Origin of the sequence: Vibrio atlanticus (assembly GCF_024347315.1) — a bacterium.
GTDB classification, from domain to species: domain Bacteria; phylum Pseudomonadota; class Gammaproteobacteria; order Enterobacterales; family Vibrionaceae; genus Vibrio; species Vibrio atlanticus.
Genome location: NZ_AP025460.1, coordinates 2,704,453 through 2,722,126 on the forward strand (window position 1 = coordinate 2,704,453; position 17,674 = coordinate 2,722,126).

The 17,674-nt window shown below is 44.1% G+C and carries 16 protein-coding genes; 2 read left to right on the forward strand and 14 right to left on the reverse strand.

The features are described from left to right. Positions 1-76: 76 nt before the first annotated feature. The 10 genes from ribBA to OCV30_RS12080 form a co-directional block, all read right to left on the reverse strand. Complete coding sequence (gene ribBA / locus OCV30_RS12035; RefSeq protein WP_017096788.1) at positions 77-1,186, reverse strand: bifunctional 3,4-dihydroxy-2-butanone-4-phosphate synthase/GTP cyclohydrolase II; 1,110 nt, start codon at positions 1,184-1,186, stop codon at positions 77-79. A 108-nt stretch (positions 1,187-1,294) separates the two neighbouring features. Further along, complete coding sequence (locus tag OCV30_RS12040; protein ID WP_065679447.1) at positions 1,295-1,951, reverse strand: riboflavin synthase; 657 nt, start codon at positions 1,949-1,951, stop codon at positions 1,295-1,297. 69 nt (positions 1,952-2,020) lie between these two features. After that, positions 2,021-3,100 carry a bifunctional diaminohydroxyphosphoribosylaminopyrimidine deaminase/5-amino-6-(5-phosphoribosylamino)uracil reductase RibD gene (gene ribD / locus OCV30_RS12045; protein WP_065679448.1) on the reverse strand — a complete coding sequence of 360 codons (1,080 nt, stop codon included), beginning with the start codon at positions 3,098-3,100 and terminating at the stop codon, positions 2,021-2,023. A 40-nt stretch (positions 3,101-3,140) separates the two neighbouring features. Continuing rightward, entirely contained in the window at positions 3,141-3,590 is a 450-nt protein-coding gene (nrdR, locus tag OCV30_RS12050) for a transcriptional regulator NrdR (protein WP_004734394.1), read from the reverse strand. A gap of 156 nt (positions 3,591-3,746) precedes the next feature. Continuing rightward, positions 3,747-4,997: a glutamate-5-semialdehyde dehydrogenase gene (locus OCV30_RS12055; RefSeq protein ID WP_065679449.1), complete on the reverse strand. Its 1,251-nt coding sequence runs from the start codon at positions 4,995-4,997 to the stop codon at positions 3,747-3,749. Positions 4,998-5,063: 66 nt separating this feature from the next. After that, positions 5,064-6,248 (reverse strand): glutamate 5-kinase, encoded by a 1,185-nt coding sequence (gene proB / locus OCV30_RS12060; RefSeq protein ID WP_209439698.1) that lies wholly within the window; start codon positions 6,246-6,248, stop codon positions 5,064-5,066. Between the two features lie 76 nt (positions 6,249-6,324). Next, positions 6,325-6,714 (reverse strand): sigma factor-binding protein Crl, encoded by a 390-nt coding sequence (gene crl / locus OCV30_RS12065; RefSeq protein WP_009847473.1) that lies wholly within the window; start codon positions 6,712-6,714, stop codon positions 6,325-6,327. Positions 6,715-6,857: 143 nt separating this feature from the next. After that, positions 6,858-8,111, reverse strand: coding sequence for an esterase FrsA (frsA, locus tag OCV30_RS12070; RefSeq protein ID WP_009847474.1), 1,254 nt, complete (start codon positions 8,109-8,111; stop codon positions 6,858-6,860). Positions 8,112-8,200: 89 nt separating this feature from the next. Next, positions 8,201-8,665 (reverse strand): xanthine phosphoribosyltransferase, encoded by a 465-nt coding sequence (gene gpt / locus OCV30_RS12075; RefSeq protein ID WP_009847475.1) that lies wholly within the window; start codon positions 8,663-8,665, stop codon positions 8,201-8,203. A gap of 84 nt (positions 8,666-8,749) precedes the next feature. After that, positions 8,750-10,039: an NCS2 family permease gene (locus OCV30_RS12080; protein ID WP_012604654.1), complete on the reverse strand. Its 1,290-nt coding sequence runs from the start codon at positions 10,037-10,039 to the stop codon at positions 8,750-8,752. A 1,064-nt stretch (positions 10,040-11,103) separates the two neighbouring features. Between OCV30_RS12080 and OCV30_RS12085 the strand changes: the two genes are divergently transcribed. Continuing rightward, a complete protein-coding gene (locus OCV30_RS12085; protein ID WP_065679451.1) occupies positions 11,104-12,576 on the forward strand; it encodes an aminoacyl-histidine dipeptidase in 1,473 nt (490 codons plus the stop codon). 171 nt (positions 12,577-12,747) lie between these two features. Here OCV30_RS12085 and OCV30_RS12090 read toward each other — a convergent pair whose 3' ends face one another. After that, the gene (locus OCV30_RS12090) at positions 12,748-13,287 is read right to left on the reverse strand and encodes a DUF3332 domain-containing protein (protein ID WP_041472888.1); all 540 of its coding nucleotides are present in this window, start codon (positions 13,285-13,287) and stop codon (positions 12,748-12,750) included. 260 nt (positions 13,288-13,547) lie between these two features. Between OCV30_RS12090 and OCV30_RS12095 the strand changes: the two genes are divergently transcribed. Beyond that, positions 13,548-14,594 carry a succinylglutamate desuccinylase/aspartoacylase family protein gene (locus OCV30_RS12095; protein ID WP_009847479.1) on the forward strand — a complete coding sequence of 349 codons (1,047 nt, stop codon included), beginning with the start codon at positions 13,548-13,550 and terminating at the stop codon, positions 14,592-14,594. 56 nt (positions 14,595-14,650) lie between these two features. Here the strand turns inward: OCV30_RS12095 and OCV30_RS12100 are convergent, their stop codons facing one another. From OCV30_RS12100 to OCV30_RS12110, 3 genes are all read right to left on the reverse strand, one after another. Beyond that, a complete protein-coding gene (locus OCV30_RS12100; protein ID WP_102552608.1) occupies positions 14,651-15,412 on the reverse strand; it encodes an IS5 family transposase in 762 nt (253 codons plus the stop codon). 241 nt (positions 15,413-15,653) lie between these two features. After that, positions 15,654-15,971 (reverse strand): DUF3622 domain-containing protein, encoded by a 318-nt coding sequence (locus tag OCV30_RS12105; RefSeq protein WP_065678113.1) that lies wholly within the window; start codon positions 15,969-15,971, stop codon positions 15,654-15,656. A 347-nt stretch (positions 15,972-16,318) separates the two neighbouring features. Further along, positions 16,319-17,503, reverse strand: a complete 1,185-nt coding sequence (locus tag OCV30_RS12110) for an NnrS family protein (protein ID WP_029223481.1) — start codon at positions 17,501-17,503, stop codon at positions 16,319-16,321. Positions 17,504-17,674: the final 171 nt, after the last annotated feature.

Sequence of the window (17,674 nt, forward strand, 5' to 3'; positions counted from 1 at the left end):
TTTATCGTAATTAACCTCTAAAAGAGCCACTGAAATCATCGGTAAATTATGTCGCTATAAACGGACAGACGTCATCTTACTCGCAAACGTATTCAACAACATTAAGGCCAAAACCACCCAATGCGTGGTAACGCTTAGTGCTTGAAGAAAGCAGACGCATATCATGAACACCTAGGTCTTGTAGAATCTGAGAACCCACACCAACACGACGAGAAGTACCTTGTTTCTTAGCCATGGTAGGTTGCTCATTCTTATCTTGAGCTTCGAACGTCTTCACTTTATGAATCAAAGAATCAGACGACTCTTCGTTGCCCAGAATAACCAGCACACCGCCTTCATCGCCAATGCGCTTCATCGCTTTATCTAGCGACCAGCTGCGCTCGGTACCACGGTCTGAATGAAGCAGATCGGTAAACGTGTCATGCAGGTGAACACGCACCAAAGGAGCACCTTCGGTTAAGCTGCCTTTTTGCATTGCATAGTGGATCTGGTTATCAATCGTGTCACGGTAAGTAACAAGCTCGAAATCACCAAACTCTGTTGGCAAATGACATTGTGCAACGCGCTCAATCGTTGTTTCTGTGTTGTTACGGTATTCGATCAAGTCAGCTATGGTGCCTAGCTTGATGTCATGCTTTTCTGCGAAGACTTCAAGATCAGGACGACGTGCCATGGTGCCGTCGTCATTTAGGATCTCAACGATAACAGACGCTGGCTCACAGCCTGCTAACCGAGCTAAGTCACAACCTGCTTCAGTATGGCCTGCGCGCGTTAGAACACCACCTTCTTGAGCAGTCAGAGGGAAGATATGCCCAGGTTGAACTAAGTCAGCCGCTTTTGCGTCTTTTGCCACAGCAGCTTGAACGGTAACAGCGCGGTCTGATGCAGAAATACCGGTTGTTACGCCCTCTGCCGCTTCAATTGAAACCGTAAAGTTAGTCGTGTATTGAGCGTTGTTATCTTGAACCATAGGCGCTAGACCCATGCGATTTGAACGCTCTTTGGTCAATGTAAGACAGATTAAGCCACGGCCATACATCGCCATGAAGTTAATCGCTTCTGGCGTGACATGTTCTGCTGCCATGATCAGATCGCCTTCATTCTCGCGATCTTCATCATCCATCAGGATAACCATTTTTCCTAGGCGAATGTCTTCAATAATTTCTTGAGGAGTACTAATTGGCATTGTTCTATATCCTTTGAAATGGTTCTTCTTCCTAGAACCGACACTATTTAAACCTGATGATATTGCTCGCTTTTACAAAGTGATGTTTAGTGCACTTTATACCAACGGTTAGGCAAAACCATTCTGCTGTAAGAATTCCATTGTTAATCGAGATTCAGGCTCAGACTCTTGCTGCTGGCCTTGCAGTAAACGCTCCATATAGCGCGCTAATACATCGACTTCTAGATTCACTTTACGACCAACATTGAATTGCTCTATGGTCGTTTCTGAAGAGGTATGAGGAACGATAGTCAGCTTAAAGGCATTCTTGCGTAAATCATTCACCGTCAGGCTAATACCATCAACGGTGACTGAACCTTTTTGAGCTACGTACTTTGAGATCTCTGCTGGCATTTCTACCCAAAACTCAATCGCACGACCAACTTGGTTACGCTCAACAATCTCACCCACGCCATCAACGTGACCCGATACGATATGACCACCGAAACGCGTGGTCGGTAACATTGCTTTTTCTAGGTTGACCTTGTCGCCAGCTTGGTAATCGACAAAACCCGTTTTTTTCAGGGTCTCAAGCGAAAGGTCTGCACTGTAGCTGTGATCGTTATACTCAACAACCGTCAAACAAACACCATTGGTCGCGATACTGTCGCCTAACTTAACGTCAGCCATATCAAGATTACCAACATTAACCGTTACGGTGATGTCTTCTCCGCGGGGAGTGATTGCACTCAATGTACCTACGGCTTCTACAATTCCTGTAAACATTTTAAAACTCTTTTTGTTGTCAACGACATGTATTTGGTTAGCAGAACTATTTCCACTATGGTTTCGTTACTATTTGTTAGCCACAATTGGTTTCGCGACGATGCGAATATCCACACCAACCTGTCGAACATCTTTAATCTCTAGGTCAATCACATCAGACATTGAAGTGAGCCCTAATGCGCCCATCAAACCTCGTCCGTCACTGCCCATTAGTTTAGGTGCTAAATAAAGGATTAGCTCATCCACTAACTGCGCTTCAATCAAGCTTTTTGCCAATGTTGCGCCCGCTTCTACCCAAATATGATCAATATGGTTCGCTGGCAATTGACGCATCAGATCGTGTAAATCGAGCTGACCTGCATCTGTGATTCCGACTTCAATATCAGCAGAGGTTTCAGCGACTCTCAATACCGATGTTGGAGTTTGGAATAACTTGAGTTCAGGATACAGTTGATTTTGGCGATCAAGAATTACGCGAATTGGCTGACGCAGTTCGTCTTCAGCGTAATGATCTTTGATACTACTTGGTAACTCAGTCCAGCGAACATTCAACGACGCGTTGTCTTCAATCACCGTCTGGCTAGTTGACAACACAGCGCCTGATTTTGCTCGGTAGTTCTGAACATCACGACGCGCTTCTGGCGACGTGATCCACTGGCTTTGACCATTTTCCAATGCCGTTTGGCCATCAAGGCTAGCGGCCATTTTTAACTGAACGAATGGCATGCCCGTTTGCATACGCTTGATAAATGCAGGGTTCAAGTCGAGAGCGTCTTGCTCTAATAAACCGATTTCAACCTCAATGCCCGCGTCGCATAGCATCTTGATACCACGGCCTGCGACTTTAGGGTTTGGATCCTGCATGGCACAAATCACTTTTGAAACTTGAGCCTTAATCAAACCTTCAGCACAAGGCGGCGTTCTACCGTAATGAGAACAAGGTTCAAGCGTAACGTAAGCTGTCGCACCTTTTGCCTTATCACCCGCCATTCTCATAGCGTGCACTTCGGCATGAGCTTCGCCAGCTTTGGCATGAAAACCTTCGCCAACGATCTGACCGTCGGTTTGTACGATGACACAACCCACATTCGGGTTTGGTGCAGTAGTGTAAATGCCGCGTTTGGCTAACTTAATAGCACGCGACATCATTTGAAAATCTAGGGGAGTAAAGTTTGACATGATTGAGGAGTTAATCCTCTAATTTAGCGATTTCTTCGCCAAACTCTCGGATGTCTTCAAAGCTGCGGTAAACAGAGGCAAAACGGATGTACGCCACTTTATCCAATTCTTTCAATTGGCCCATCACAAGATTACCGATCATCTCGCTTGGTACTTCACGCTCACCAGTTGCACGGAGTTGTGACTTAATCGTACTGATCGCAAGTTCAATTGCATCAGCACTCACTGGGCGTTTTTCTAGGGCGCGCTGTACACCACCGACCATTTTATCTTCATTAAATGGTTCGCGGTTTCCATTCGACTTTATGACTTTAGGCATCACAAGTTCTGCCGATTCGAAAGTCGTAAAACGTTCACTACATGCAAGGCATTGACGGCGACGACGAACCTGATGGCCATCGGCTACCAGTCTTGAATCGATTACTTTAGTGTCGTTCTCTGAACAAAAAGGACAATGCATATCACCTCCAAATAATTGAATATCAGTGTAACGGAATTGCCAAACGTTAGGAAAGAAAAAGGGCCAATTAAGGCCCTTTTGTGTGGTAATTCATTGATTATTGCTACTCGAGCGCCATTTCAAAAATGAGCTGAGGAATAAAATTAACGACCAGCGTTAACCGCGAACTAAATAGTTCGCTTTACCTACCCACTTGTAGCTTGTCAGCTCTTCTAAGCCCATTGGGCCTCGAGCATGCAGCTTTTGAGTAGACACAGCAACTTCTGCACCCAAACCAAACTGTGCGCCATCAGTAAAACGTGTTGATGCATTCACATAGACTGCAGCTGAACCGACTGAATTAATAAAGCGCTCTGAGCTCTCTAGACTGTTAGTCATAATCGCATCTGAGTGACTCGCGTTGTGTACGCGCATGTGGTCAATCGCTTCTGCCACATCCGCAACTACTTTTACGCCTAGCGTGTAGCTTAGCCACTCAGTGTCAAAGTCACCTTCAACTGCATCACGTTGGTCTTCGAAACCAGTAAGCAATGATTTTGCACTAGCGTCAGCAACCAAGGTTACTTTGCCCGCTAAACGCTGTGTTAGCTGCGCTAAGAAAGCTTCAGCAACCGCTTCATGCACTAGCAATGTATCTAACGAGTTACACGCAGATGGGCGTTGTACTTTCGAGTTTTCAACCACATCAACAGACTTCTCAAGATCAGCGCTCTCATCAACAAAGATATGGCTGATACCGAAACCACCGATGATAACTGGAATAGTACTGTTCTCTTTACACATCTTGTGCAGACCAGCGCCACCACGAGGAATGATCATATCCACGTAGTCATCCAGTTTAAGCAGTTGAGAGACAAGTTCACGATCGGGTTTCTCGATGTACTGCACAGAAGCTGCAGGAAGTTCCGCTTTCTCTAATGCAGACTGGATTACTTTAACCAGCTCCATGTTTGAGAAGAATGTCTCTTTGCCGCCACGTAGGATGCTTGCGTTACCAGTTTTGAGACACAGCGCTGCAATATCGATGGTTACGTTTGGACGCGCTTCATAAATAACACCAACCACACCAAGTGGTACACGACGGCGAGACAGTGACATACCGTTTTCAAGTACCTTACTGTCAATCTCGCTGCCGACTGGATCATTCAGGCTAATCACGTTACGTACATCGTTAGCGATACCGGTTAAGCGTTCTTCGTTCAGCAATAGACGATCAAGCAGTGCATCAGTCAGACCCGCTTCACGGCCAAGTTCGATATCTTTCGCGTTTGCTTCTAAAATCGTTGTTGCGTTTGCTTCTAGCTCATCAGCGATGATCGCCAATGCTTTATTCTTTTGCGCCGTAGATGCGGTCGCTAGGTGGAAAGCAGCGTCTTTTGCTGCGATACCCATGTTAGTTAAATCCACGTTTAACTCTCCCTAAATTCTGTCTGTCTTTGGATGCAAAAAGGTGATTCACCTTCTCATCACGAGCTATTCTTGGATTACAACCAAGTCGTCACGGTGAATGACTTCTGCCCCGTAATCGTAGCCAAGGATGTCGCCAATATCTTTACTGTGCTTGCCTGCAATTTTTGCTAGGTCTTGGCTTGAATAACTGGCGATACCACGCGCAATTACTTTGCCTTTACTGTCTGTGACTTGGGTGACTTCACCACGAGAGAATTCGCCTTTAACTCGAACAACCCCTTTCGCCAACAAGCTGCTGCCTTTAGTGTTGACTGCGTTTACTGCGCCGTCGTCGACCACAATGTCACCAGCTGAAGCAGGGCCCGCTAGAATCCAGCGTTTACGATTTTCAAGCGCTTCCGCTAACGGTAAGAAACGAGTTCCTTGCGGGTTGTCACTCAGTGAGTCAAACACCACATTTTCAGCACTGCCCGCAGCAATAATTACTTCGATGCCAGCGCGACGAGCAATATCAGCCGCCTGCAGTTTTGTCGCCATGCCGCCGGTACCTAACGTAGTACCACTGCCGCCTGCGATCTTACGCAATGTGTCATCAATGGTTTTTACTTCTTTGATGAGTTCAGCGTTTGGATCTTTGCGAGGGTCAGCGGTAAACAGGCCTTTTTGGTCAGTTAAAAGCAAAAGCTTATCAGCGCCGCACAAAATCCCCACTAAGGCCGACAAGTTATCATTGTCGCCCACTTTAATTTCGTTGGTGGCTACTGCGTCGTTTTCGTTTACTACCGGAATAATATCGTGCTCAACAAGCGCGTTGATCGTGTCACGTGCGTTAAGAAAGCGCTCGCGATCATCGAGATCAGCACGAGTCAGTAGCATCTGGCCAATCTTAAGGCCATAGATAGCAAACAAAGACTCCCAAACTTGAATCAACTGACTTTGCCCAACTGCCGCAAGCAATTGTTTGCTTGCCATCGAGTTGGGAAGTGCGGGGTAACCAAGGTGCTCACGTCCGGCTGCAATTGCACCAGACGAAACCATAACCACAGAGTGGCCTTGTTTTTTTAATTCAGCACATTGACGAACCAGCTCAACCATATGAGCGCGGTCTAATGCCAATGTTCCACCAGTTAAGACACTGGTACCCAGTTTAACAACGACAGTTTTACGCTGTGTTGTTGTCCCGCTTTGATGATTTGTTGTCATGAAGTCTTTTATGGATAAAACAAATAAGAGGTGATGTTTTAGCAATCAAAAGGGGAATTCACAAGCAGAAAAGGTGCGAAATCGCACCTTTTTGCTTTATATAGAAGAGTAACCTTTAAAATCAGACGAATTCGACAGACTCTTCGTCTAACTGAACGCCGATTTCAAATTTCTTTTGAAGTTCATCAACCAGCTTTTGGTGAAAGGCTTCTTGAGTTCGAGAGACCTCAGCGATCGCCTTTTTAGGTAATGGCAAAGGATCCCAGTTACCATCGATGTTGTATTTACCCGTGTTGTACTTCGCCGAAAATCCTTCTTCCGACTTATCCAGCTCCAACCACCAGCCCCAAAACTCACGTTCTTCTGGCGATTTTTTATCGTTCACACACACAGACAAGCAATCAAAAATATAGTGGCCTTCTTCTGATTGCGGCTCCCTTAAGTAAGGGCCAATAGCCTTTAAAACATTTAACAAGCGATAATGCGTAGGTTGTTGTGTCACTTCTGACATATTGAATCTCCATTTCAATGTTAAGAATGACGTTACTCAGACTGTTATACGTAGAAACTACGTAATTGGGTTTTATAAATTATTTCTGAGTATCAGGTACTTACTTTGTACACTTTTCATGCTTAACTAATTTAGGAGAAATGTCATCTAAATAATTCATCCTCAAGCCACTTTATCGCCAATTCGAGGGATTGCTCATACCCCTGTGTAATTGATTTAGCTTTGATTTTCTTCGCTTTGCCGTAATCACTGTAAATAGCAACCAGTTGGTTATCCATTGGAGGTGATACTGGGTCGCCCTCTAACGCTAATGCCAAGATAGGCACACTGGTTTTACTGTTTGACAGCAAACCTTGCACCTTGAGTGACCACGCCATCAATTGCCCAGAAAGACTATTGATATCAACGGCCCCTTTACCAAGACGCGAAGCCAACACATCTAAATGCATTTTAGGCATCTGTTTCAATTTGTCGGCATGAACAAAGATATCGTGAATTGGCGCGCCTAAAGAGATACACGCTTTAAGCTTATGCTGCTCAAGGAAAGATAATCTCACCATCGCATTGCCACCAAAGCGGAAGCCAAACAAGCCAACCTTGTGGTGATCGACCCACGGGATATTAGGCAGTTCATTCAAGACAGCTTGGTGAAGACAAGATGAGTCTTCTGTTAACGGCCAATGTGCACTGTGCCCTATCGATGGCATGTCTACCGTTAGCATGGCAATGTTCTTTGGTGCTAAATAATCCCTAAACAAGCGCCACATATCGGTTTGCAAGCTATCTAGACCAGCGCTGACAATCACAACCGGTTGTGGTTTGTCTGTTTTGGTTAGATGCAAATTCGCTTTGATCTTTTTGTTTTGGTATGGAATATCAATCTGTTTGACGATCAACTTCGTATGCTTAATTGCTTCAGAATAAGCTGCGTTGGCCAACACTTGAGCCTGAGCCGCCAAATTGTCGTTCTTGAGATGTGGGTAGCCCGCAATGCTGAAGCACAACGATGCTGAAAACAGCTCTTCAGCCATCTCTTCACCCTTCTTCTCGTTCGAGCGATTTTGATGCTGCATACCCAGTTTGGTCCATTCGTATGCCCAGTTACCACTTCGGTAACCCATGACCGTATCAAGCCACTCATCGGTTGTACGAGAGTTATCTGATGACGCGATGCGAGCCAATACCGCTTCTTGCTCAATGGGGTTAACGCCTTGCCATACCCACTGAAGACGTCTTAGGTTTCGGTACCATGATGAGTTTTGCTGTTCACGCTTCTCATCCAATAGCGCTTCAGAGCTTGGCATGTATTGTGTCAGCATTGAGGTCTCTTTAGCCTGCTTGTGCTTTACAAACAAGGTTTCCGAAAGGTTTGAGCTCGTTTCTTCTGATTCAGACATTGGGATACTTAATAAGAAATGGTTGTTACTAATCATATAAAAAAAAATGACCCTATAAAGGGTCATTTCTCAAAAAACTAAGTTTACGCTTATTTTGACTTGCGATTTACCGGCTCAACGTAGCTTAGGCTAGTATCCCAAGGTTGCTCAATCCATGTGTCTTGAGCGATATCAACGATGTACTCGTCTAGCAAGTCAGCACCAGATGGCTTTGCACACACAGCGATCAGTTTCGCTTTCGGGTACATTTCGCGAAGCTTGCGTGCAGTGTCACCACTATCAACAAGATCTTCAACGATTAGGAAGCCTTCGCCGTCACCTTCAGGTGCTTTAACGACTGTCATATCACGTTGGTGATCGTGGTCGTAGCTAGAAATACAAATCGTATCTACGTGACGAATACCTAGCTCACGAGCCAAGATTGCACCAGGAACCAAACCACCACGGCTTACAGCCCAGATGCCTTTCCACTGCTCTGCTGGCATTTGCTTTTCAGCAAGTTGACGGCAGTAAGTCTGCATGTTGTCCCAAGTGATAACGAATTTGTTGCTCATAGTATAAAACCTAATAATTTTGTCATGTTATTAGAGGCTATTTCAAACATAGCCTCTTCAGCGATTAAGCAGAAATCTAGACGATTAAGCGAAAGTATATTTAAGAATAAAGATAGCCGACATTACCCACACAGCCGGTGAAACGTCGCGACCTTTACCACTTAGCAGCTTAATTGCAGCGTAAGCGATGAAGCCTAGTGAGATACCCTCAGCGATAGAGTATGTCAACGGCATAAGCAGACATGTTACCACGACTGGGGCTGCTTCCGTAAGATCACGCCAATCAATACCAACTAGGCCAGACATCATCAAAATTGCTACATAGAACAATGCACCTGATGTTGCGTAGGCTGGAATCATACCGGCAAGCGGTGAGAAGAAAAGAGCCAGTAGGAACAAGATACCAACAACAACCGCTGTTAGACCGGTACGGCCGCCTTCAGCGACACCCGCAACACTCTCAACGTAAGAGGTTGTATTTGATGTACCTAGCAGTGCACCAATTGATGTTGCTGTTGAGTCAGCAAGCAGTGCCTTGTTCAGACGAGGCAGTTTACCGTCTTCTTTGATTAGGTTTGCTTTCGTTGCAACACCAACCAGAGTGCCCGCTGTATCGAATAAATCGACGAACAAGAAAGCGAATACTACTGAAATCATACCTATTTCAAATACAGCAGAGAAATCAAGCTGCATGAATGTTGGTGCAAGACTTGGTGGTGTCGACATGATGCCGCCGTATTGAACGTCACCAATAGCAATACCGACAGCTGTGATAGCTAGAATCGCAATCATTACTGCGCCTTTCACGCCACGGTGAACAAGAGCAATCGTAAGGAAGAAACCAAGCGCACCTAGGATAGGAGCAATCGCGGTAATGTCACCCAGTGAAACTTTCGTTGCAGGGTTAGAAACAACGATGCCAGCATTGCTAAGAGCAATAAACGCTAGGAAAAGACCGATACCTGCAGAGATACCAACACGCAGAGACATTGGGATCGAGTTGATAATCCATTCACGGATCTTAAAGATGCTTAAGAAGATGAAGATCACGCCCGATACGAAAACCGCTGCCAAAGCAACTTGCCACGTATAACCCATCCCCATTACAACAGCGTAGGTAAAGAATGCATTCAAACCCATGCCTGGAGCTTGAGCAATTGGGTAGTTAGCAACAAAGCCCATGATGAAACAGCCAATAGCAGCTGCTAAACAGGTTGCTACAAATACAGCGCCATGGTCCATACCAGCATCAGCTAGAATCATTGGGTTTACAAAAATGATGTAAGCCATTGTTAGGAAGGTTGTTAGACCTGCGATGATTTCAGTGCGCACATTGGTGCCATTTTCACTGAGTTTGAATAGCTTTTCGAACATTATCGAATCCTATAAGGGTAAAAAGTAAACGGTTGCGTAATCGATTGGCTGTGGATTATAAAGTTATCAAATAACAAATTCCAGATAGAATTAAGGCTCTAATCGATCTTTATCAGAATGCCGTATGAAACAGAGCGATTAAAAATAAAAGCATAAATGGAAAATAATTATTAAAAACAAGCAATTAAAATCAAAACATTCAATATGATTAGTTGGTTGCTTTTTCTACCATCGGCTATTTTCATTGAGAATCTAGCTAATAAATTCCGAATTCAAACCCACAATAGTTATGTATTTTTCAACAGGATCAGTAATAAGGCGCAAATTGATATTTCGGCGTTTAAAAAACAACCACGCAGAACAGCAGGAAAAGTGATAAGCGAAAGCGGTTTGGAAAAGTAGCAGGCAAAAAAAACGCCACTCAAAACTGAGTGGCGGTAGAATCTGTCAACCAAAAGGGCTGTAAAATAATTCCAATATATAGGGGTGAACAAAACTGTTCGAGTTACATGCTTGTGGTATTAGTAACCAAAGCTTGTAGGGTATGCAAAGTTGCGAGTGTAAACAGAGCTGTTAATCCAGAACATTGCAGATGGTAAACCTTTCATAACTATCACCTTAATAAATCAATAAAAAACGAATTTGATTTCTCGGTTCCTTGGAGGCGATAAAACGGACTCATCCTTTGAGCATTTACTCTTCACTTCAGAAGTTGGTTATTAACATACCCTAAAGAAAAAAGATTACAAGTATTTTTTGCTATACGTCACACTTTTGGCTATTTACGGTTATTTTACAAACTCATTCTTGCAATTAAATTACAAAATTGAATTAAACAAACGTTTGCCTGTACCATTTATAAGCATCAACGCGCTTATTTATGATCAGATAGACAAGATCGCTTTCAAAATTTGAGCTATTTGAGGTTTAGAACCGCTACTCGTCAAAACGCTCAAGTGGTATGCTGTTGCCATCAAAACAGACCCATATTTTAGATTTTTGTTCTAGTTTTTTGCCATTACAAAACCTAAATATATGGTTATCAAATAAAAAAGGAGTCATCCGTGTCTGAATTCCATTCTGAGATCAGTAAATTGTCCCCTGCCCCTATTTGGCAGTTTTTCGATAAAATTTGTTCAATCCCGCACCCTTCGAAACATGAAGAAGAACTTGCTCAATACATTATTGCTTGGGCAACAGAGCAAGGCCTAGATGTACGTCGTGACCCAACGGGTAACGTATTCATCAAAAAGCCTGCAACGGCGGGTATGGAAAACAAAAAAGGTGTCGTGCTGCAAGCTCACATCGATATGGTTCCACAAAAGAACGAAGACACAGTTCATGACTTCGCTAAAGATCCAATCCAACCATACATTGATGGTGAGTGGGTTACAGCGAAAGGCACAACGCTTGGCGCTGATAACGGCATGGGCATGGCTTCTTGCCTAGCGGTTCTGGCTTCGAACGAAATCCAACACGGCCCTATCGAAGTTCTACTTACCGTAGATGAAGAAGCAGGCATGACAGGTGCTTTCGGTCTTGAAGCGGGTTGGTTAGAAGGTGATATCCTTCTTAATACTGACTCAGAGCAAGAAGGCGAAGTGTACATGGGTTGTGCTGGCGGTATCGACGGGGCAATGACATTTGAAATTGCACGTAACGCGATTCCAGCTGACTTCGTTACACGTAAGCTAACGCTAAAAGGCCTAAAAGGCGGTCACTCTGGTTGCGACATCCACACAGGTCGTGCAAACGCAAACAAACTGCTTGCTCGTTTCCTAGCGGGTCACGCAAAAGAGCTAGACCTTCGCATCGTCGAATTCAAAGGTGGTAGCCTTCGTAACGCTATTCCTCGTGAAGGTTTCGTAACGGTTGCTGTTCCTGCTGAAAACCAAGAGAAACTGGCTTCGCTATACAACTACTACACAGAGCTGCTTTCAACAGAGCTAGGTAAAGTAGAAGACAGCATCGTGACTTTCAACGAAGAAGCTTCTGTAGAAATGGGCGCACTTGCGTCAGCAGACCAAGCTCGCTTTATCGCGGCACTTAACGCATGTCCAAACGGCGTGACTCGTATGAGTGACGAGATTGAAGGTGTTGTTGAAACGTCTCTAAACGTAGGTGTTATCACAACAGAAGAGAACTCAATCACAGTGCTTTGCCTGATCCGTTCTCTTATCGATTCAGGTCGTAGCCAAGTAGAAAGCATGCTTCACTCTGTTGCTGAACTAGCAGGCGCTAACATCGCGTTCTCTGGTGCTTACCCAGGTTGGAAGCCAGATGCAGATTCAGAAATCATGCACATCTTCCGCGACATGTACGAAGGTATCTACGGTCACAAACCAAACATCATGGTTATCCACGCTGGTCTTGAGTGTGGTCTATTCAAAGAACCTTACCCGAACATGGATATGGTTTCTTTCGGCCCAACCATCAAGTTCCCTCACTCTCCTGATGAGAAAGTGAAGATCGATACGGTTGAGCTATTCTGGAATCAAATGGTTGCACTGCTTGCAGCTATCCCAGAAAAAGCATAATTCGATAAACTATGTATGTTCAATAAATGGTGTTTCCAATAAATAGGGCTCTTCACTAAATAGCACTTTTCAGTAAACACCGTTTATAGACACAAAATAAAACAGGTACTCAATGAGTACCTGTTTTTGTATCCAATCTTTGTAGCTATGTACTTGTGACTAAATAAACAATTAAGCGCGTGAAGCCGCGTAGCTTTCTAACTCATCAATTGAAGTTTGTGCCACTACTTCGCCGTCGATGAAGTATGTCACCATCTCACCATCACGAACTCCGATCAATGTCGCACGCTCACCAGACTGGTAAGTGATGTCCATTTGGATCGTGTTTTCGTCGATCTGCTGCATTTGACCTTTCTCAATCATATCAGCACTCGTAATAGGACCCACAGGTGCTTCAGTCAGTGACTTATCAAGCTGATGGTTGATATCAAGGTAAGTATCAATCTTAGTATCAAATATATGCGGTGCACCTGTTAGTGGGTTGCTGCCCGTCCAGAACTCTAGTGAGTTGAATACCAAGTAATCAGCTGCAACTGTTAGACCGTAAGCCGGTGCAAGCAATATGTTCAAACCACCACGAGCGTAACGGTTATCAACGGCTTTAAGGTTGAACTTCATTAGGTAACCCGTTACTGCGTTGCTACCAACACAGCCAGATAAAGCAACAGATACCACCGCTAGTGCTACAACTTTTGAAATTGTTTTCTTCATTTTCATCTCGATATTTGAATTTGGCCGCCAAAAAATGGCGGTGGATAATAGCAACCAACCAAATGACAAATATCAGTGTACTGTCAGAAAAACCACAATTTGAAACACCCTATAATGAGTCAAATTAAAACTGGAAGCTTATTTATAGACAACTCCATAGAAAACTTTTGTCGTCACCGTAAACCGATTGATTCGTACTAAAAATCAACGATTGGTACATTCCGTGTTAACGAATTATCACCATGTTGAGAACAACCTAAATGGCAAGACTAAAACCTAATCAACCATTCGAATTACTTGGTTATACTGTTCAGCCAGGACAGCGAATGGAGATTGAACTGCAAGCGGCTCAGCTTTACACGCACTCTCCACTTTCGATCCCGATTGAAATTATTCACGGTCGCCAAGCAGGCCCAACACTGATGGTAAATGCTGCTATCCACGGCGATGAGCTAAACGGTGTTGAGATTGCACGACAACTGACAAACGCGATTGATCCAAAGAAACTGAAAGGTACCTTGATTGTTGTGCCTATCGTTAACGTGTTTGGCTTTATCCATAAATCTCGTTACCTACCAGACCGTCGTGACCTAAACCGTTGCTTCCCAGGCAGTGAGAAAGGATCGCTAACATCACGCATCGCTTACACTTTCTTTGAGAATGTGGCGAAGCACTGTGATTTTATTTTGGATCTACACACAGGTGCAATTCACCGTACTAACTTGCCACAGATCCGTGCAAACCTGTCGAACCCAGAAACATTGCGCATCGCAAAAGCGTTCGCAACACCAGTGATCATTGACTCACCACTGCGTGACGGATCACTTCGTAGCGAAGCGGAAAAATTGGGTATCCCTGTATTAACTTACGAAGGTGGTGAAGCGTTGCGTTTTGATCACCTAGCGATTCGTGCGGGTTACCTTGGCGTACATCAAGTGATGAAAGAAATCGGCATGCTGCGCCCAAACCGTAAAAAGTTGCCAGAGCCAGTGTTGAGCAAATCCACCAGCTGGATCCGCGCTGAGTCAGACGGTATTTTGCGTAACATGGTGAGACTTGGCGAACAAGTTGAAGCAGGACAAACCCTTGCTTACATAAGCTCTCCATTAGGTCACCAAGAGGGCCAAGTGATCACAACCAAAGGCGGTATCGTAATTGGCCAACAAACTCTACCGTTAGTAAACGAAGGTGACGCAGTATTCCACATTGCTTACTTCAAACAAGATGACGATGAAGTGGGACAATCAGTTGAGAGCTATATTGAAGAAGTAGCGGAAGATGATTGGCTAACGACGCTTAACAACTAATCAATGAATGACATGTAGTCACTAGGGCGTGTTGATCTTTGCTGTACATTTTGTGTTCAACAATACATCGGTAGCCACATTAACATGAATGCCAGCGATAACATGCTGGCATAATTCCTTTCTAGCTTGTCATATCTACTTGAAATAGCTCGATAATGCTTAATTCTCCCAAAGGCATTTTCGACCAAGTGACGATACTTGTATAGACACCAATCCATACTGTCTTTGTCTATATCTTGTCCGTAATTGCGTTTAGCAATTACCGTTTCTCCGCCACGTTCCTTAACAAAAGTACGGAAAGGTTCGCTGTCATATCCTTTATCACAAACGATAGTATTAACTTCATCGAGTTGTTCAACTAAGCTTTCGGCATGCACTATATCGTGGCGTTGTCCTTCTGATAAATCAAAGCAAATCGGCAGACCACCACTATCTACGGCTAAGTGAATTTTGGTTGAGTTGCCCCCGCGACTTTTTCCTATTTGCTCTGAGCTTTCAGTAGCTGCACCTGTACTATGCTGATGCGCTCGAACTATAGAGCCATCAAGAAAGACCCATTCAAAATCAGCCATGCTAGATAAGCTTTTGAAAAGTTTATCTAAAATCCCTTTCTTTGACCAAAGATTAAATCGTCTGTAAACGGTACTCCACTCTCCGAACTCAGAGGGTAGATCTCGCCAAGGAATACCTGTTCTCATTCGATAAAGTATTCCTTCAAATGTCATTCGATGTTCAGTTTTATCGTAAATACGACCTGTACTTTTCATAACTTGGAGTAGCAGTTCCCAGCGAATATCAGTTAGCATTGTTCTTGGCATGGTATTGGTTATGGTTTTACTTTTGGCGAAGCAAATTATAACTCTTTACCATGCTGTTCAAAAAACACTCACGAAAGATCAACACGCCCTAGCAAGAAGTGGCTACATTTTCGAAAATAAACTCCACAAACTAAAAAGCCCCAATACACTTTTGACTAGAAAGAAAAAAGTTATATTGGGGCTTTTTTTACTTGTCCCTTATCTTAAAATTAAGGAACCTGTAAATTAATTAAGCGCTAAATTACTCAGCGTCTTCTTGCTCTTCTTCACGAGCTTTTGCGCGTGCTTCACGTGCTTGCTCAGCTTTAAGCTCTTTAGTATGACGTAGTTCGTCACGCTCTTTACGCTGCTCTGATTTACGCTCGTTACGTTCAGCTTGGTTTGCGATGAAAGATGCTAGCTCTTTCTCTGCCCACTCTTGTGCTAGAGCTTCAGTTTCAAAACCAGACTCACGCTTAGATACTGTTGTGCTGCGAGACGTTACTTGACGAGTAATCTCTGCACACCAACCGTTGCGTTTTTCTGTAAAGCGGATATCAAATTTTTTGTTCTTAGACATGTTCTATTTTTCCTAAGGGAGATCATTAAGGGATCGGTCAACTTTGATAACTCCATCTAAGTGAGCATCTTTTAACACCATCCCTTGGTAAGCGCGGTATTAGAGCACAAATCAATGAATATTGCTGCAAATATTTGCAGCGGATCACACTCCAGTGCCGTAAATCGTGTGTGCCGGATTTCAATGGGTTCGTAACTCTCCGATTCACCATCAACTTCTATGCTATTTTATCGACAACAATGAAATGAACTGTTCTCAAACAGAGACAAATTAAAGCGATAATTAGCTGCGATCAAAAAGGGAAGCTTAGTGCTTCCCTTTAAAAATGTGTTAGAAAATCAATACGCTTACCCCGGATGACCATCCACTCTTGGTGTTAACAGCATCATGCCAAACTTCCAGATAAACAGACCAAACGCCAACGTCCATAAACCCGCGCTGATGTTGACCATCTCAAATAAGTAAGCAGGGAAGAAAGTGACACCTAAGCTACGAACTAATGCCGCGATAAAGATAGCCGAGAACGCCAGTGCCATACTTGGCCCTTTATAGATAGCACGGCCTGTGTGTCCCATGGTGACACGTGTGATCATCGCAAGAATGAGCCCACTCAAACCGCCAATCGCAAACAGGTGCAGCATGTTATGGCTTGCAAATGGATTATCTAACAAGCCTCTTAGCAACAAGCTCAAAGGAATACACAAATAAGCCGCATGCAGTGACCACACCAAAGGCTCAGACAACGTTGTCCAAGGCTTCCAACGAACAAAGCGAACCAACTGAGTCACACCTGCAAACACCATCAACTCATTGCCCACTTGAGCAAAAGTCAACGGGAAGAAGCTCAGCACAAACAATCCAACCAAAGGCAGGTTCGCTAGCCATTCCAACCAAACCAGTGGTTGTGCTTTTTCAAAGTCAAAACGACGGGCCGTGAAGAACGGGATAACTCGTCCACCCATCACGGATAATAGCAAGGTAAACCACCATAACATTGCGTGCCATACTGCAGACGATGGGAATGGAGGCATGCCTTTAATCGTCGCGTAACTAGCAAAGTTGGCGACGATAGCCAATATAAACAGCGGCACAAAAAACAGGTTCTTCCAGCCTTTCGATTTCACGACACGGAAACCAATCTCGTAAGCGGCAAAGATCAAGAACAACGCTTCAACCGATGAGATTAACCACAATGGCGCCGGTGTCCAAAATAGAATGCGAGGTGCTAGCCACAAACCAACGAGCGCAGCTAATCGATAATGTTTGGTTCCGTTGACTCCCGTCCACGTTTGCACGGCGGTTAAAACAAAACCAACCACAATCGCCATAGAAAAACCAAACAGCATTTCATGTACGTGCCACCAAAGCGCGGGCACTTTTAACACTTCAGGCTGACCATTTTGGAACATGACAACCCAAGCGACGATAGCAATCACGGCATAGAGACTGCCTAGAAAGAAGAAAGGTCTAAAACCTAAACGAAGATAAGCTGGAATCGCATCTTCTACGCTTTTATCTGTGATATTTAACAAACTCATTCCTCATTTCAGATAACAAGCCAAGTGTGGCTTATATTGAATTGCTACCAATAGCCAAATTCAAGGTACAGTAATCATCACCGCAATATTGCCTAACACAATGCATGAAACGCGCCAAAGATATAAAGCCAATAAAAACAAGCAATAAGGGGTATTTAGACATCA

Coding starts and splice junctions, on each gene's coding strand:
- ribD (WP_065679448.1), bottom strand. CDS start 3,100: ATGATGTCGCGTGCTATTAAGTTAGCCAAACGCGGCATTTACACTACT.
- OCV30_RS12080 (WP_012604654.1), bottom strand. CDS start 10,039: ATGTTCGAAAAGCTATTCAAACTCAGTGAAAATGGCACCAATGTGCGC.
- OCV30_RS12090 (WP_041472888.1), bottom strand. CDS start 13,287: ATGAAGAAAACAATTTCAAAAGTTGTAGCACTAGCGGTGGTATCTGTT.
- OCV30_RS12095 (WP_009847479.1), top strand. CDS start 13,548: ATGGCAAGACTAAAACCTAATCAACCATTCGAATTACTTGGTTATACT.
- OCV30_RS12100 (WP_102552608.1), bottom strand. CDS start 15,412: ATGCCAAGAACAATGCTAACTGATATTCGCTGGGAACTGCTACTCCAA.
- gpt (WP_009847475.1), bottom strand. CDS start 8,665: ATGAGCAACAAATTCGTTATCACTTGGGACAACATGCAGACTTACTGC.
- OCV30_RS12105 (WP_065678113.1), bottom strand. CDS start 15,971: ATGTCTAAGAACAAAAAATTTGATATCCGCTTTACAGAAAAACGCAAC.
- crl (WP_009847473.1), bottom strand. CDS start 6,714: ATGTCAGAAGTGACACAACAACCTACGCATTATCGCTTGTTAAATGTT.
- OCV30_RS12040 (WP_065679447.1), bottom strand. CDS start 1,951: ATGTTTACAGGAATTGTAGAAGCCGTAGGTACATTGAGTGCAATCACT.
- frsA (WP_009847474.1), bottom strand. CDS start 8,111: ATGTCTGAATCAGAAGAAACGAGCTCAAACCTTTCGGAAACCTTGTTT.
- ribBA (WP_017096788.1), bottom strand. CDS start 1,186: ATGCCAATTAGTACTCCTCAAGAAATTATTGAAGACATTCGCCTAGGA.
- nrdR (WP_004734394.1), bottom strand. CDS start 3,590: ATGCATTGTCCTTTTTGTTCAGAGAACGACACTAAAGTAATCGATTCA.